The following is a 13,859-nucleotide window of genomic DNA, read 5'->3' on the forward strand; positions in this document are numbered from 1 at the left end:
GGACTGAGGTCCTGATCTCGCACGGTTCCGTGGCGGACGGCGTAACCCCGGGGCCCACCGGCTCGTTGCAGCCAGTGACGCACCCACCACGACAGACAGGATCCCTGCGATGACCTCCCTGATCGGCGCCCGCAGGCGCGCTGAGGAGTTCGACGCGGCCCTTCGTTCCCCCGCGACCGACACCGCCGCCGAGCTGCAGCCCCTGCTCTCGGTCGTCGCGGCCCTGCGGTCGCACGAGGCCCCCGCCCCCCGGGCCGACTTCGCAGCGAGCCTGCGCGAGCAGCTCATGGCCGAGGCGGCCGAGGTCCTCGCGCCGTCCACGCCCCTGGCACTGCCCCCGCGCCGCCGCGGAGCCCGCGAGCGCCGCCTCACGATCGCCGCCTCGGCCTTCGTCCTCATCGGCGGCACGGCCGGCATGGCCGCCGCCGCCCAGAGCTCCGCCCCCGGCGACGCCCTCTACCCGCTCAAGCGCGGCCTGGAGAACGTCGACCGCACCCTCCAGCGCGACGACGCCGCCAAGGGACACGCGTTCCTGTCCCAGGCCGACGCCCGCCTGGACGAGGCCGCCGTCCTCGCGGGCCGCGACGCCACCACGCAGGAGATCGGCACCAGCCTGCGCTCGTTCAGCACCCAGGCGACGGCCGGCTCCGACCTGCTGCTCGGCTCGTTCCAGGAGAAGCAGGACCCCGCGCTCGTCCGCGACGTCCGCAGTTTCACCGCCGACTCCCTCGACGCCCTCGCCGCCCTCGGCGCCGTCGCGCCGGCCGACCTGTCCGACGAGATCGCCCAGGTCGGGTTCGTCCTCCAGGGCATCGACGCGGCCGCGGCCCAGGCGTGCGGCAGCTGCTCCGACCTCCCGGCGCTCCAGGTCCCCGAGGACATGCAACTGACCGCCGAGGTCCAGCGCGCCACCAAGCAGGTGCAGATCCGCAAGCCCGACAACAGCCACCCGGCCCCGGCCGTGCGGCTGCCGCTCTCGGAGCCCTCGACCGGCACCTCGACCGACGGGTCCGGCGGTGCGACCGGCGGCGACCAGACCACGGCCGGGGGCGGCCTGCCCACCTCCCCGCTGGACAGCCAGAAGGAGGACGTCGGGACCGCGCTGCCCAAGGACCCGCAGGACCTCCTCGGCGCCGTCGACGACGCCACCGGCGGCCTCGTGGGCTCGGTCGGCGACAAGGTCGGCGAGACCACCGACAAGCTCCTCCCCAAGACCGACCCCAGCACGTCCCCCGACGACCTGTTGAAGTGATCTGCGGGCATCCCGGCCACGGTCGGGATCCGCAACGCCCTGCCCAGGTGACCCTCGGCTGAGCCGGCGCAGGGAGCCCGCGCGGCGAGCCGACAACTCAGTGGAAGACGGACTTCCTCCGCATGAGGAGCGCGTAGAGGGTCTGCTGGATGGTCTCGCGCACCTGGTCGGTGACGTTGAAGACCAGCATCGGGTCGTCGGCGGCACCGGGGTCGTAGGAGTCGGTGCGGACGGGCTCGCCGAACTCGATGATCCACTTCGAGGGCAGCGGCACCAGTCCGAGCGGGCCCAGCAGCGGGAAGAACGGCGTGATCGGGATGTAGGGCACGCCGAGCAGCCGGGCCAGGGAGGGGATGTTGCCCACGAGGGGGTAGATCTCCTCGGCGCCGACGATCGAGCAGGGCACGATCGGCACGCCGGTGCGGATCGCGGCCGAGACGAAGCCGCCGCGGCCGAAGCGCTGCAGCTTGTAGCGCTCGGAGTAGGGCTTGCCGATGCCCTTGAACCCCTCGGGCCACACCGCCGCAAGCTCGCCGTTGCTGAGCATGCGGTGGGCGTCCTCGTTGCAGGCGAGGGTGGCCCCGGCCTTGCGGGCGACCTCGCTGACGAACGGCAGCCGGAACACCAGGTCGGCCCCGAGCGGACGCAGGTGGCGCCCGGTCGTCTCGTGGACGGCGAACATGGTCATGATCCCGTCGACGGGGACCGTGCCGGAGTGGTTGGCCACGACCAGCGCACCGCTGTCGCGGGGGATGTTCTCGGCGCCGCGGACCTCGATGCGGAACCACTTGGTGGCCAGCGGGCGCAGGGCCTCCATCACGAACCGGTCGACGAACTCGCTGTCGAGGCCGTACTCGTCGACGGTGTAGTCACCGGTCACCCGGCGACGCAGGAAGGCCAGCATCTCGGCCAGGCGCCGGTCGGCGTCCTCGCCGAAGACGCGCTCGGCGGCGCCGCGGAGCACCGGCAGCAGCTCGCCCAGCCCGAGCGGACCGACCTTGGTGCCCGGCCGGTCGTTGCCCAGGACGACGCCCGGCACCACGCCGGCGTCGGCCCGGCCCCCGAGGGGCTGGAGGGTGTGGATCGCGGCGTCGCCGGCCTCGCCGGTGACCGGCTCGCCGACGCGGGGCTCGCGGAGCAGCCCGGGCGCCTCGGCGGTCTCCGGCTCGGTCGGCTCGGTCGGCTCGGTCGGCTCGGGCTCCGTCGCCTCGGCCTGCTCGACCGGCTCCGTGGGCCGGGTCTCCTCGACCGGGTCGGTCCCCTCGCCGTCCTGGCGCGGGGGGTCGGTGTCCTTGCGCGGCGACCACAGGTCGCGCGAGGACGAGGACGGCTTGTCCCGGCCGGTGCCTCGGCCCGGACGGCCGCGGGTGCCGAGGGGGATGATCTCTGCGTCAGGCATGGGTGCCTCCCAGGAGACCCGTGACGGTGTTCTCCACGGTCACGACGGGGTGGGTGCGGAGGAGGGCCGGCGGGTGGGCCCGCGCGAACTCGCCGAGGGTCTCCTCGGTGGTGCGGGTGGCCTCGAAGCCCAGGACGTTGCGCATGCGGGAGGTGTCGAGCCCGCGACCGTAGGTGAGGTAGGCCAGCTGGTCGGGCGAGAAGCTGCCCATGCCGAGCCGCGCGCGGCGTACGGCGGACCCGAAGCCGCTGAGCGCGAAGCCGGGCACCGGCAGCACGAGCCGCTCGAGGCGGCGGACGGCCTGCGACATCGGCAGGACGCCCTCGCCGGCGACGTTGAACGTGCCCGCGACGCCGGCGAGGGTCGCGTGGTGCAGGGCGCCGACGAGGTCGTCGTAGTGCAGCATCTGGATGCGCGCGTCGAACCCCATCACCTTGGGGATGGGGTTGAGGGTGAGGTAGTCGCTGAGCGCGGTCGGCGTGGTCGGCGAGAGCAGCGGGGCGTTGCGCAGGACCGTGACGGTCACCTCGGGCCGCCGCCGGGCGAAGCCGCGGACGTAGCCCTCGATCTCGAGGACGTCCTTGCCGTAGCCGGTGCGGGGCACCCGGCGGGGTCCCATGTCCTCGGTGAACATCGCCGGGTCGCGGTTGGAGGAGCCGTAGACCTCGGCGCTGGACTTGACCACGAGCCGCTCGAGCCCCGGCGCGCGCTGGCACGCGGCGAGCAGCTGCATGGTGCCGATGATGTTGTGCTCCTTCATCGACACCCGCCCGCCGAGCACGTCGGGGCTGCTCGCCACGCTGGTGTGGACGACGGTGTCGACGTCGTCCTGGGTGATCACCTTGGCGATGACAGGGTTGCGGATGTCGGCGCGCACGAAGCGGACCGAGCCGAGGTCACCGCGCGGCGGGACGACGTCGACGCCGATCACGCGAGCGACCCCGGGGTCGTCGCTGAGACGGCGCGCCAGCCGTCCGCCGAGGACGCCGGAGACACCGGTGACCAGGACGATGCGCCCGGTCGGGCTCGACGCGCCCGAAGTGCCGGTCATGGACTCCCCTGCAAGTCACGGTCACGGCCTGCTCGGCCGTGTCCCCCCTGTGGTCTGTGCGGGTGCGGGCGGCCGGCGTCGTTGCACGACCGGCCCGCGGGCCTCACTTGCCGAGACGGCGACGCTGGACGCGGGTCTTCTTGAGCAGCTTGCGGTGCTTCTTCTTGGCCATGCGCTTGCGGCGCTTCTTGATGACGGAACCCACGGACAGACCCTTCTGGCAGGCGGCACCGAGCCGGACCGGCTCGATGGTGCTGGAAGGACCAAGCCTAACCGGAGGCCGGACGACCGCCCAACCGAGCCGACCGGCGGGACGGCTCCCGCAGGCGGTCCAGACCTCTCCCTGCGTGATTTCTCGAAAGTCCCGGGCACTTCGGGACCATGGTCCTATAGTGAAAGGACCAACAACCGGAGCGATTCGGGACCAGTTGGAGTTCGGGACACCCGGTGTGGGAGCGCCGGCCCGGACGACACCAGGCTAGGGAGGGCCAGGGACATGACCATCGCCGCGACCACTCGTCGGATCCTCATCGCGATCATCGCCGTCCTCGCATCGGGCTTCGCCGTGCTCGGGGGCACCACCGCCAGCGCGGACGCCGCCTCCTTGAGCTACATCCGCTCGATCGCCCCCAACACCTACGAGGCACGGGTGATCACCTGGATCAACCGCGAGCGGACCGCCCGCGGCCTGGTGCCGGTCAAGGGCCAGACGTGCACGGACTACTACGCCGAGCGCTGGAGCCGCTACCTCGGTCGCAGCCTGACGTTCTTCCACCAGGACCTCGACCCGTTCTTCGACAGGTGCCACGCCCGCTACGCCGGCGAGACCCTCGCCCGCGGCGCGGTCAGCCCCAAGGAGATCGTCAACCTGTGGATGCACAGCGACGGCCACCGGGCGATCCTGCTGAGCAAGAGCCCCCGCCGCATCGGCGTCGGCGCCTTCCTCGACTCGCGCGGCGACTGGCTGGTCGCGGCCGACTTCACCCGCTTCTGAGCCTTCGGGCTCCTGCAACACCGCACCCACGAAGACGAAGGGATGTGGACCCTCGGGTCCACATCCCTTCGTCGCGTTCTCGGTCGTGCGCTCGGGGTCGAGTCGCAGCCCCCTCAGCCGGTCTGGAAGTAGCTCCGCTGGAGGTACTCGTTCACCTGGTCCTCGGGCACCCGGAAGGAGCGGCCCACCCTGACGGCGGGGAGCTCTCCTGAGTGGACGAGGCGGTAGACCGTCATCTTGGACACCCTCATGACGGTGGCCACCTCGGCCACGGTCAGGAACTTCACTCCGGAGACGTCCCCGGGGCTGTTATCGGCCATGTAGCACCGCTCTTTCTCAGCCGCACGCCTCCGGCTTCCCCACCGGAGGTCCGACATTGCGCCTATGACTCACGAGCCTAGTGTGACTCGTGGGGTGTGCGGAGCGGGTTGAGGCAAAAGTTTGCGTTCGACCGCGTGTCGACTGGACACGTGGGCCAGCCCGCTCACAGGACGGGGTCGAGCCCGTGCAGCGGGAACACCGACGTGCGGGTGGCCTGGATGGCGCGGTCGAGCCACGAGGCGGGGTCGTAGCCCTGCTCCCAGTCGCGGTAGACCGGGGTGCGCCCGTCGGTCATCAGCAGCGGCCCCGGCCGGCCCAGCCGGCCCCGGACCTCCTCGCGCCACGCCTGCGGCACGTCGGTGGCCGGGTCCAGCGGGGTGCCCGCCACGATCGCGAGCAGGTGGGTCCACGCGCGGGGGACGACGTCCACCACGGCGTACCCCCCGCCGCCGGTGGCCAGCCAGCGGCCGCCGGCCACCTCGTGGGCGAGGTCGTGCAGGGCGGCGTAGGACGCGCGCTGGCCGTCGACGCTGAGCATCAGGTGCGCGAGCGGGTCCTCGGTGTGGGAGTCGCAGCCGTGCTGGGTGACCAGGACGTCGGGGCGGAACTCCCGCAGCAGAGGGGGTACGACGGCGTGGAAGGCCCGCAGCCAGCCGGCGTCGGAGGTGCCGGGCGGCAGCGCCACGTTGACCGCGCTGCCCTCGGCCCCGGGCCCACCCACGTCGTGCGGGAAGCCGGTGCCCGGGAAGAGCATCTGCCCGGTCTCGTGCAGGGAGATGGTGAGGACCCGGGGGTCGTCCCAGAAGACCTTCTCCACGCCGTCCCCGTGGTGCACGTCGACGTCGACGTAGGCGACCCGCTGCGCCCCCTGCGCCAGGAGCCACCGGATCGCCACCGCCACGTCGTTGTAGACGCAGAAGCCGCTGGCCCGGTCGGGCATCGCGTGGTGGAGGCCGCCGGTGACGTTGGCGGCGTGCTGCACCTCGCCGGACCACATCCGCCGGGCGGCCTCGACGGTCGCGCCGACCACGTGGGCCGAGGCGTGGTGCATGCCGGCGAAGGTCGGGTTGTCGTCGGTGCCGAGCCCGCGCACCAGGTCGGTGCGTGTGGGGTCCTCGCCGATCCGGCGGACGCTCTCGATCAGCGCCCGGTCGTGCACGGTCGCGACCAGGTCGTCGTCGGCCACGGGAGCGGGGACGACCCGCAGGTCGGTCCCGCCGACCACGCCCAGCGCCTCGGCCAGCCGCATGGTGAGGTCCACCCGGACCGGGTTCATCGGGTGGCTCGCCCCGAAGTCGTACTCGACCAGGCTCGGCTCGAAGACGGTGCAGGCCGTGCATCCCGTGCTCACTGCTGGTCGCCCGACAGCGAGCGGGAGCGGTCGCGCGCGGCCTCCATCGCGGTGAGGAACGCGGCCCGGACCTTGTGGTCCTCCAGCTCGCGGATCGCGGCGGCGGTCGTGCCGCCCGGTGAGGTCACCTGCTCGCGCAGGACGGTCGGGTGCTCGCCGGTCTCGCGCAGCAGCTTGGCCGAGCCGACCACGGTCTGGACGACCAGCTCGGTGGCGGTCGTGCGCGGGAGGCCCAGGTGGACGCCGGCCTCGATCATCGCCTCCACGACGAAGAACAGGTAGGCCGGGCCGGAGCCGCTGATCGCGGTGACCGCGTCCTGCTGCTTCTCGGGCACGCGGACCACCCGGCCGGTCGCGGCCAGCAGCGACTCGGCGACGGCGAGGTGCTCCTCGTCGCAGTGGGAGCCGCGGGAGATCGCGGCCATGCCCTCGTCGACCAGCGCCGGGGTGTTGGGCATGACGCGGACGACGGCGACCCCGTCGGGCAGGTGGGACTCGATGAACGCCGTGGTGATGCCGGCGGCCAGCGAGACCACCAGCTGCCCGGCGCGCAGGTCGGGGGCGATCTCGGCGAGCAGCTCGCCCATGTCCTGGGGCTTGACGACGACGACGACGGTGTCCGCCCGCGCCGCGGCCTCACGGTTGTCCACGACGGTCACGCCGTAGCGCTCGCGCAGCTCCTCGGCCCGCTCCGCGCGCTTCTCGCCGACCAGGAGGCCGGCCGTCGGCCGGCCGGCGCGCAGCAGACCGGACAGCAGCGTCTCGCCCATCACGCCGACCCCGAGGATCGCGACCACGCCGTCGCCTCCCGCCCGTGGCCCAGTCGTGGCAGTCGTGGCAGTCATGACGCGCTCCTCACTTCTTCGACGCCAGCGCCCGGAGGAAGAACCCCAGGTTGGCCGGTCGCTCGGCCAGCCGCCGCATCAGGTAGCCGTACCACTCCTGACCGTAGGGGACGTAGACCCGCACGCGGTGCCCCTCCCCGGTCAGCCGGTGCTGCTCGTCGGGCCGGATGCCGTAGAGCATCTGGAACTCGTAGGAGTCCGCCGGCCTCGCCGTACGACGGACCAGCGCCTCGGCGATCGCGACCAGGCGGGGGTCGTGGGTGGCCACCATCGGGTAGCCGTCGCCCTCCATCAGCACCCGCAGGCAGCGGACGTAGGACCGGTCCACCTCGAGGCGGCCCTGGAACGCCACGCGCTCGGGCTCGTCGTACGCCCCTTTGCAGAGGCGGACGCGGGAGCCCTCGACCGCCAGGGCGCGGCAGTCGGCCTCGGTGCGGCGCAGGTAGGCCTGCAGCACGGCGCCGGTCTCGGGGAAGTCCTTGCGCAGCTCGCGGAGCACCCGCAGCGTCGAGTCGGTGGTGGTGTGGTCCTCCATGTCGAGGGTCACCGTGGTGCCGGCGTTGCGGGCCGCGCGGCAGATCCTGCGGGCGTGGTCGCGCGCGATGCGCTCCCCGTCGGGCAGCGCCTGGCCGATCGCGGAGAGCTTGACCGACACCTCCGCGCTGGTCGACAGGCCGCGGGCGGCGAGCTGCTCGAGGAGGTCGACGTACGCCGCGACCGCGCGCTCGGCGAGCGCCTCGTCGGTGGTGTCCTCCCCCAGCACGTCGAGGCTGACCAGGCGGCCACCGGCGACCAGCCCGGCGACCACGTCGACCGCCTCCCGGGTCGACTCCCCCGGCACGAACCTCGCGACGACCGCGCGGGTCGGGGGCAGCGTGGTCAGGGCGTCCTTGAACCGCGCGTCGCGCGCGAGTCCCAGCAGCGTGCGCCTCAGCACGTCCACGGCACGGCCACCTCCTCGTCCGGGTCGTTCGTCAGTCAAGCCCAACGGTGGAGGCGAAGTTCAACCGGGTGAAGGCCAGCGCCTCCATCAGGTCGGCCTCGCGGGCGGCGCGGTTGCCCGAGCGCCGGGTGTTGACCTCGAGGACGAGGTGCCCCCGGAAGTCACGCTCGGCGAGGTGCTCGAGCAGGGCGGCGACCGGCTGGTTGCCGCGCCCGGGGATGAGGTGCTCGTCCTTGGCGCTGCCCGAGCCGTCGGTCAGGTGGAGGTGGCGCAGCCGGTCGCCGAGCCGCTGGGCCAGCTCGAGGGAGTCGACCTGGGCGGTCGAGGCGTGGGACACGTCGAGGGTGGTGTGGGCGTAGTCGTAGCCCGCGGGGTCCCAGTGCGGGGCGTAGACCTGCATGTGCCGGTTGGACGAGGCACGCCAGGGATACATGTTCTCGACCGCGAAGGCGAGGTCGGTCTTCTCCTCCAGCAGGGCGATGCCCTCGACGAACCCGCGGGCGTAGTCGCGCTGCCACCGGAACGGCGGGTGCACGACGACGACGTCGGCCCCGACCTGCTGGGCCATCTCGGCGCTGCGGCGCAGCTTGCCCCACGGCTCGGTGCCCCAGACCCGCTGCGTGATCAGCAGGCACGGCGCGTGCACCGCGCAGACCGGGATGTCGTGGTAGTCGGACAGGTGCGCGACCTGGGCGGCGTCCTGGCTGGTCTCGTCCATCCCGACCATCACCTCGACGGCGTCGAAGTCCAGCCGCTTGGCCATCTCGAAGGCGGTCGCGGTGGTCTCGGGGTAGACCGACGCCGTCGACAGGGCGACGAGCGCCTGGCGCTCCGGAGGGACGGACGACATGGGCCGGCCTCAGCGACCCAGGACGCTGAGGGCGTCGAGTCGTTCGAGGATCACGCCCTCGCGCAGCGCCCACGGGCAGATCTCCAGCTGGTCCAGCTCGAACAGGTCGAGCACGGCGTCGGCCACCATCGCACCGGCCAGCAGCTGGTGGGAGCGGCCGGAGGAGACCCCGGGCAGCTCGCGCCGCTGCTCGTCGTCCATCTCGGCCAGGGCGGGCAGCTTCTCGCGCAGGACGTCGGCCGGGAGCACCCGGCGCACGAGCGGACCGTCGCCGGACGGCGCCGCCCCGCAGATGCGGGCCAGGGAGCGGAAGGTCTTGGACGTGGCGACCGCGTGGTCGGGGCGGCCGCCTCGCAGCACCGCGCCGGCCTCGCGACCGATCTCGGCCCGCACGTGGGCGCGCAGCCTGCGGACCGTCTTGGCCGACGGCGGGTCCTCGGACAGCCACTGCCGCGTGAGCCGTCCGGCGCCGAGCGGCACGGACGTCGCGACCTCGGGCGCCTCGTCGGCGCCCGCCGCGATCTCCAGCGAGCCGCCGCCGATGTCGAACAGCGCGAGCCGGCCCGAGGACCAGCCGAACCACCGGCGCACCGCGAGGAAGGTCAGCCGCGCCTCGTCGTCGCCCGGCAGCACCTGGAGCTCGACGTCGGAGGCCTTGTGCACGCTCTTCAGCACGTCGTCGGAGTTGGTCGCGTCGCGCACCGCCGAGGTCGCGAAGCCGAGCATCTCCTCACAGCCCTTGTCCTCGGCGACCTGCAGCGCGTTGGCCACGAACTCGGTGAGGGCGTCGATCCCCTCGTCGGTGATGGCGCCGTCGTCGTCGAGGTGCTCGGCCAGGCGCAGCGGCTCCTTGAAGGAGTACGCCGGCAGCGGGGCGGCACCACCCGACGCGTCCACCACCAGCAGGTGACCGGTGTTGGATCCGATGTCGAGGACTCCGAGTCGCACAGGACCAACGTACCCGCGGGGACCGGCCGCCCGGCGGCGATCGCCCGTCGCGGTCGCCGGGCTTGTCGGGATCACTAGGGTGTGCGGGTGCCCGAGGTCGACCTGATGTTCCCCAGAGCGTTCGTGGAGTTCGCCGACCCGGCCGACGCCGACCAGGTGTTCCGCTGCGACCTGACCTGGCTGACCTCCCGCTGGACCTGCATCTTCGGCCGCGGCTGCCAGGGCATCTACGCCGACCGCCCCGACGACGGCTGCTGCACCCTCGGCGCCCACTTTTCCGACGAGGACGACGAGAAGCGGGTGGCCGCGCACGTCGAGGACCTCACCGACGAGGAGTGGCAGCGCCGCCGGTCCGGGCTCCGCAAGGGCTGGGTGGAGACCGACGAGGAGGGCGCCCGCAAGACCCGTGTGGTCAAGGGGGCCTGCATCTTCCTCAACGACCCCGACTTCCCCGGCGGTGGCGGCTGCGCCCTGCACGGGCTGGCGATCCGCAAGGGCATCCACTTCGTGGAGACCAAGCCCGACGTGTGCTGGCAGCTGCCGCTCCGACGTACCTATCGCACCGTCGAGCGGCCGGACGACACCTCCTACCTCGAGGTCAGCATCGGGGAGTACGACCGCCGCGGCTGGGGCCCGGGCGGCCACGACCTGGACTGGTACTGCTCGGGCAACACCGAGGCGCACATCGCCACCGAGCCGGTCTTCCGCTCCAGCGAGGCCGAGCTGGTCGCGCTCATGGGCCGCTCGGCGTACGACGTCCTGGTCGACCACTGCGAGGCGTTCCTCGCCGGCGGCCGTGCCGGGGCGCCGCACCCGGCGGACCCCGACTGAGGCCCCGCGTCAGTCCTGGGTCTTGAACTTCCTCGCGAGGTTGTCGGGCATCGGCTGGTAGCGCGCGAAGGTGCGGGTGAACGAGCCCGTGCCGTGGGTGCTGGACCGCAGGTCGACGGCGTAGCGGGTGATCTCGAGCTGGGGCACCTCGGCGTGCACGACGCTGCGCTCCTCGCCGACGGACTCCGAGCCGAGCACGTGGCCGCGGCGGCTGGAGAGATCGCTCATCACCGTGCCGACCAGCTCGTCGGGGACCGTGATCTCGACCTGGTCGACCGGCTCGAGCAGCGTGATGCTCGTGGCGGCCGCGGCCTCGCGCAGGGCCAACGACCCGGCGGTCTGGAAGGCCATGTCGGAGGAGTCCACGCTGTGCGCCTTGCCGTCGGTGAGGGTCACCCGGACGTCGACGACGGGGAACCCGGCCGCCACGCCCCTCTCCATCTGCGCGAGCACGCCCTTCTCGACCGAGGGGATGAACTGGCGGGGCACCGCGCCGCCCACCACCTTGTCGACGAACTCGAACCCGCTGCCCTCCGGGAGCGGCTCCACGGTCACGTCGCACACGGCGTACTGCCCGTGGCCCCCGGACTGCTTCACGTGACGCCCGTGGCCCTCGGCCCGGCCGCCGAAGGTCTCGCGCAGCGCGACCTTGAGCTCGACCTGGTCGACGGCCGCACCGTGGCGGGTGGCCAGCCGGTCGACGACGACGTCGGCGTGCGCCTCGCCCAGGCACCAGAGCACGATCTGGTGGGTCTCGGGGTTGTGCTCGATGCGCAGCGTCGGGTCCTCCGCGGCCAGGCGCTGCAGGCCCTGCCCGAGCTTGTCCTCGTCGGCCTTGGCGTGCGCCTCGATCGCCAGCGGCAGCAGCGGCTCGGGCATCGACCAGGGGCGCAGCACCAGCGGGCAGTCCTTGTCGGACAGGGTGTCGCCGGTCTCGGCCCGGGTGAGCTTGGCGATCGCGCAGATGTCGCCGGCGACGACCTGGTCCGCCGGCCGCTGGGTCGCACCGAGCGGCACCGACAGGGCCCCGACGCGCTCGTCCTCGTCGTGGTCCTCGTGGCCGCGCTCCTCCCCGAAGAAGGACGAGAAGTGCCCCGAGACGTGCACCGTCTGGTCGGGGCGCAGCGTGCCGGAGAAGACGCGCACCAGCGAGACCCGGCCGACGTAGGGGTCGGTCGTGGTCTTGACGATCTCCGCGACCAGCGGCCCGTCCGGGTCGCACGACATCACGGGTCCCTTGCCCCCGGCCGGCGTGAACACCTCGGGCAGCGGGTGCTCCAGCGGCGACGGGAAGCCCGCGACGACGAGGTCCAGCAGCTCGGTGGTGCCGACGCCGGACAGGGCGTCGACGGGTACGACGGGGTGGAACGAGCCGCGGGCCACCGCGCGCTCGAGGTCGGTGACCAGCGAGTCGCGGTCGACCTCCTCACCGGCGAGGTAGCGGTCCATCAGCCCCTCGTCCTCGGACTCCTCGATGACCGCCTCGATCAGGGCGCCGCGCTGGGCGTCGTGCTCGTGGTCGTCGGAGAGGAGACCGACCAGGCGCCCGCCCTCGAGCAGGTAGGCGGGGACGACCTTCTCGCCGAAGGCCTCGCGGGCCTGCTCCACCACCCCGGCGTAGTCGGCCCGGGCGTGGTCGAGCTTGGTGACGACCACGGCCCGCGGCATGCCGACCTCGGCGCACTCGCGCCACAGGGAGCGGGTCGGCTCGTCGACGCCCTCGTTGGCGGCGACGACGAACATCGCGGCGTCGGCGGCGCGGAGCCCGGCCCGCAGCTCGCCCACGAAGTCGGCGTAGCCCGGGGCGTCGAGCAGGTTGACCTTCACCCCGTCGTGCTCGAGCGGCGCGAGGGCCAGCCCGACCGACCGCTGCTGCCGCTTCTCGGCCTCGTCGAAGTCCGAGACCGTCGTGCCGTCGACGGTCGTGCCTGCCCTGGACAGCACACCGGCCGAGACCAGGAGGGCCTCGACCAGTGTCGTCTTGCCGGATCCGGCGGGTCCGACCAGGACCACGTTGCGGATCGCCTGCGGGTCCCGGGCGACGGGGGCGGTGTCCGCCCCGGAGGCTCCTGGCCGCGCCTGGCTGCCTCTGCTGCCGGATGATCTGACCGACATGGTCGCCTCCTCGCGCGGTCACACCGTGGGGCCGAGTCGCTGCTGCACCCCTGCCGGCCACTCAACTCCTCATTCCCCTGCTGCACAAGGGACCTGGAGGTCCTCCGGGTCACGTCCGCGGCTCCCCCGGACCCCCCGTCCGGACCCCAGTGTCGGGCCGCCCACGGCGTCGGTTCACAATGCCTGCATGCGTCTGGACCACCTCTCCTACGCCGCCGGCCCTGACGGCATGCGGGCCACCGCCGCACGCCTGTCGGACCTGCTCGGCGAGCCCTTCGTGGACGGTGGCATCCATCCGAGGTTCGGCACCCGCAACATGGTGCTGCCGCTGTGCCAGGGGACCTACCTCGAGATCGTCGAGGCCCTGGACCACCCCGCCTCCGACAAGGCCCCGTTCGGCCAGGCCGTCAAGGCCCGCTCCGAGCTCGGCGGCGGGTGGCTGGGCTGGGTGGTGGCCGTCGACGACCTGGCACCCGTCGAGACCCGGCTGGGTCGCGAGTCGGTGCCCGGCAACCGGTTCCGCCCCGACGGGCACGAGCTCAAGTGGCGCCAGATCGGGGTCAAGGGCCTGCAGGCCGACCCCCAGCTGCCGTTCTTCGTGCAGTGGCTGGGCGACGGGTCCGACCACCCCAGCCAGGGCGCGAGCTGCGAGGTGCACCTCACCGCCCTCGAGATCGCCGGCGACCCCAACCGCGTCAGCGAGTGGCTGGGCCGCCCGGTCGAGGGCCCGCTGGAGGACGTCAAGGTCGACTGGGTCGGCCCCAACGGCCACCCGGGCCTGGTCGCCGCCCAGTTCTCCACGCCCGCCGGTGACGTCCGCATCTGACAGACCCACAGAGACCCAGAGAGACCCAGAGAGACCCTGAGCGGCCGCACTCCCCCGCGTCCCGGCCACCTGCCGGGCACGATCCCCTCGCCGAACATCTGGGACCACACGGCGACCTACGAGCTGGAGAACC

General features: G+C 72.9%; 14 protein-coding genes. 4 read left to right on the forward strand and 10 right to left on the reverse strand.

Annotated elements, in window-relative coordinates; genetic code table 11:
- The first annotated feature begins 109 nt into the window (after window positions 1–109).
- Window positions 110–1,252, forward strand: coding sequence for a DUF5667 domain-containing protein (locus J2S63_RS06415; protein ID WP_310300100.1), 1,143 nt, complete (start codon window positions 110–112; stop codon window positions 1,250–1,252).
- 97 nt (window positions 1,253–1,349) lie between these two features.
- Here J2S63_RS06415 and J2S63_RS06420 read toward each other — a convergent pair whose 3' ends face one another.
- The 3 genes from J2S63_RS06420 to J2S63_RS06430 form a co-directional block, all read right to left on the reverse strand.
- On the reverse strand, window positions 1,350–2,651 hold the full coding sequence (locus J2S63_RS06420) for a lysophospholipid acyltransferase family protein (protein ID WP_310300103.1): 1,302 nt from the start codon (window positions 2,649–2,651) through the stop codon (window positions 1,350–1,352).
- Window positions 2,644–3,702 carry an NAD-dependent epimerase/dehydratase family protein gene (locus J2S63_RS06425; protein ID WP_310300105.1) on the reverse strand — a complete coding sequence of 353 codons (1,059 nt, stop codon included), beginning with the start codon at window positions 3,700–3,702 and terminating at the stop codon, window positions 2,644–2,646. The genes J2S63_RS06420 and J2S63_RS06425 overlap by 8 nt, the downstream gene beginning before the upstream one ends.
- A 103-nt stretch (window positions 3,703–3,805) precedes the next feature.
- Entirely contained in the window at window positions 3,806–3,907 is a 102-nt protein-coding gene (locus J2S63_RS06430; RefSeq protein ID WP_081683056.1) for a 30S ribosomal protein bS22, read from the reverse strand.
- Window positions 3,908–4,198: 291 nt separating this feature from the next.
- On the opposite strand from J2S63_RS06430, the gene J2S63_RS06435 reads away from it, so the two are divergent.
- Window positions 4,199–4,696: a CAP domain-containing protein gene (locus J2S63_RS06435; RefSeq protein ID WP_310300117.1), complete on the forward strand. Its 498-nt coding sequence runs from the start codon at window positions 4,199–4,201 to the stop codon at window positions 4,694–4,696.
- Between the two features lie 113 nt (window positions 4,697–4,809).
- Here J2S63_RS06435 and J2S63_RS06440 read toward each other — a convergent pair whose 3' ends face one another.
- From J2S63_RS06440 to J2S63_RS06465, 6 genes are all read right to left on the reverse strand, one after another.
- Window positions 4,810–5,016: a helix-turn-helix domain-containing protein gene (locus J2S63_RS06440; RefSeq protein WP_310300120.1), complete on the reverse strand. Its 207-nt coding sequence runs from the start codon at window positions 5,014–5,016 to the stop codon at window positions 4,810–4,812.
- Between the two features lie 164 nt (window positions 5,017–5,180).
- Entirely contained in the window at window positions 5,181–6,368 is a 1,188-nt protein-coding gene (locus J2S63_RS06445; protein ID WP_310300123.1) for an acetoin utilization protein AcuC, read from the reverse strand.
- The gene (proC, locus tag J2S63_RS06450; protein WP_310300125.1) at window positions 6,365–7,213 is read right to left on the reverse strand and encodes a pyrroline-5-carboxylate reductase; all 849 of its coding nucleotides are present in this window, start codon (window positions 7,211–7,213) and stop codon (window positions 6,365–6,367) included. The genes J2S63_RS06445 and proC overlap by 4 nt, the downstream gene beginning before the upstream one ends.
- 10 nt (window positions 7,214–7,223) lie before the next feature.
- Window positions 7,224–8,156, reverse strand: coding sequence for a proline dehydrogenase family protein (locus J2S63_RS06455; protein ID WP_310300127.1), 933 nt, complete (start codon window positions 8,154–8,156; stop codon window positions 7,224–7,226).
- A gap of 31 nt (window positions 8,157–8,187) precedes the next feature.
- Window positions 8,188–9,006, reverse strand: a complete 819-nt coding sequence (locus J2S63_RS06460; RefSeq protein WP_310300129.1) for a sugar phosphate isomerase/epimerase family protein — start codon at window positions 9,004–9,006, stop codon at window positions 8,188–8,190.
- A gap of 9 nt (window positions 9,007–9,015) precedes the next feature.
- Window positions 9,016–9,954 (reverse strand): Ppx/GppA family phosphatase, encoded by a 939-nt coding sequence (locus J2S63_RS06465; protein WP_310300132.1) that lies wholly within the window; start codon window positions 9,952–9,954, stop codon window positions 9,016–9,018.
- An 87-nt stretch (window positions 9,955–10,041) separates the two neighbouring features.
- On the opposite strand from J2S63_RS06465, the gene J2S63_RS06470 reads away from it, so the two are divergent.
- On the forward strand, window positions 10,042–10,785 hold the full coding sequence (locus J2S63_RS06470; protein ID WP_310300134.1) for a DUF3109 family protein: 744 nt from the start codon (window positions 10,042–10,044) through the stop codon (window positions 10,783–10,785).
- Window positions 10,786–10,794: 9 nt separating this feature from the next.
- Here the strand turns inward: J2S63_RS06470 and J2S63_RS06475 are convergent, their stop codons facing one another.
- On the reverse strand, window positions 10,795–12,900 hold the full coding sequence (locus J2S63_RS06475) for an elongation factor G (RefSeq protein WP_310300136.1): 2,106 nt from the start codon (window positions 12,898–12,900) through the stop codon (window positions 10,795–10,797).
- A gap of 187 nt (window positions 12,901–13,087) precedes the next feature.
- Here J2S63_RS06475 and J2S63_RS06480 point away from each other — a divergent pair, with 187 nt between their 5' ends.
- Window positions 13,088–13,726: a VOC family protein gene (locus J2S63_RS06480; RefSeq protein ID WP_310300139.1), complete on the forward strand. Its 639-nt coding sequence runs from the start codon at window positions 13,088–13,090 to the stop codon at window positions 13,724–13,726.
- Window positions 13,727–13,859 lie beyond the last annotated feature (133 nt).

The organism is Nocardioides marmoribigeumensis, assembly GCF_031458325.1.
GTDB classification, from domain to species: domain Bacteria; phylum Actinomycetota; class Actinomycetes; order Propionibacteriales; family Nocardioidaceae; genus Marmoricola_A; species Marmoricola_A marmoribigeumensis.

Excerpts from the sequence above, each read along its gene's own strand:
- J2S63_RS06435 (WP_310300117.1), top strand. The coding sequence starts at position 4,199 with ATGACCATCGCCGCGACCACTCGTCGGATCCTCATCGCGATCATCGCC.
- J2S63_RS06480 (WP_310300139.1), top strand. The coding sequence starts at position 13,088 with ATGCGTCTGGACCACCTCTCCTACGCCGCCGGCCCTGACGGCATGCGG.
- J2S63_RS06475 (WP_310300136.1), bottom strand. The coding sequence starts at position 12,900 with ATGTCGGTCAGATCATCCGGCAGCAGAGGCAGCCAGGCGCGGCCAGGA.
- J2S63_RS06460 (WP_310300129.1), bottom strand. The coding sequence starts at position 9,006 with ATGTCGTCCGTCCCTCCGGAGCGCCAGGCGCTCGTCGCCCTGTCGACG.
- J2S63_RS06425 (WP_310300105.1), bottom strand. The coding sequence starts at position 3,702 with ATGACCGGCACTTCGGGCGCGTCGAGCCCGACCGGGCGCATCGTCCTG.
- J2S63_RS06440 (WP_310300120.1), bottom strand. The coding sequence starts at position 5,016 with ATGGCCGATAACAGCCCCGGGGACGTCTCCGGAGTGAAGTTCCTGACC.
- proC (WP_310300125.1), bottom strand. The coding sequence starts at position 7,213 with ATGACTGCCACGACTGCCACGACTGGGCCACGGGCGGGAGGCGACGGC.
- J2S63_RS06420 (WP_310300103.1), bottom strand. The coding sequence starts at position 2,651 with ATGCCTGACGCAGAGATCATCCCCCTCGGCACCCGCGGCCGTCCGGGC.
- J2S63_RS06415 (WP_310300100.1), top strand. The coding sequence starts at position 110 with ATGACCTCCCTGATCGGCGCCCGCAGGCGCGCTGAGGAGTTCGACGCG.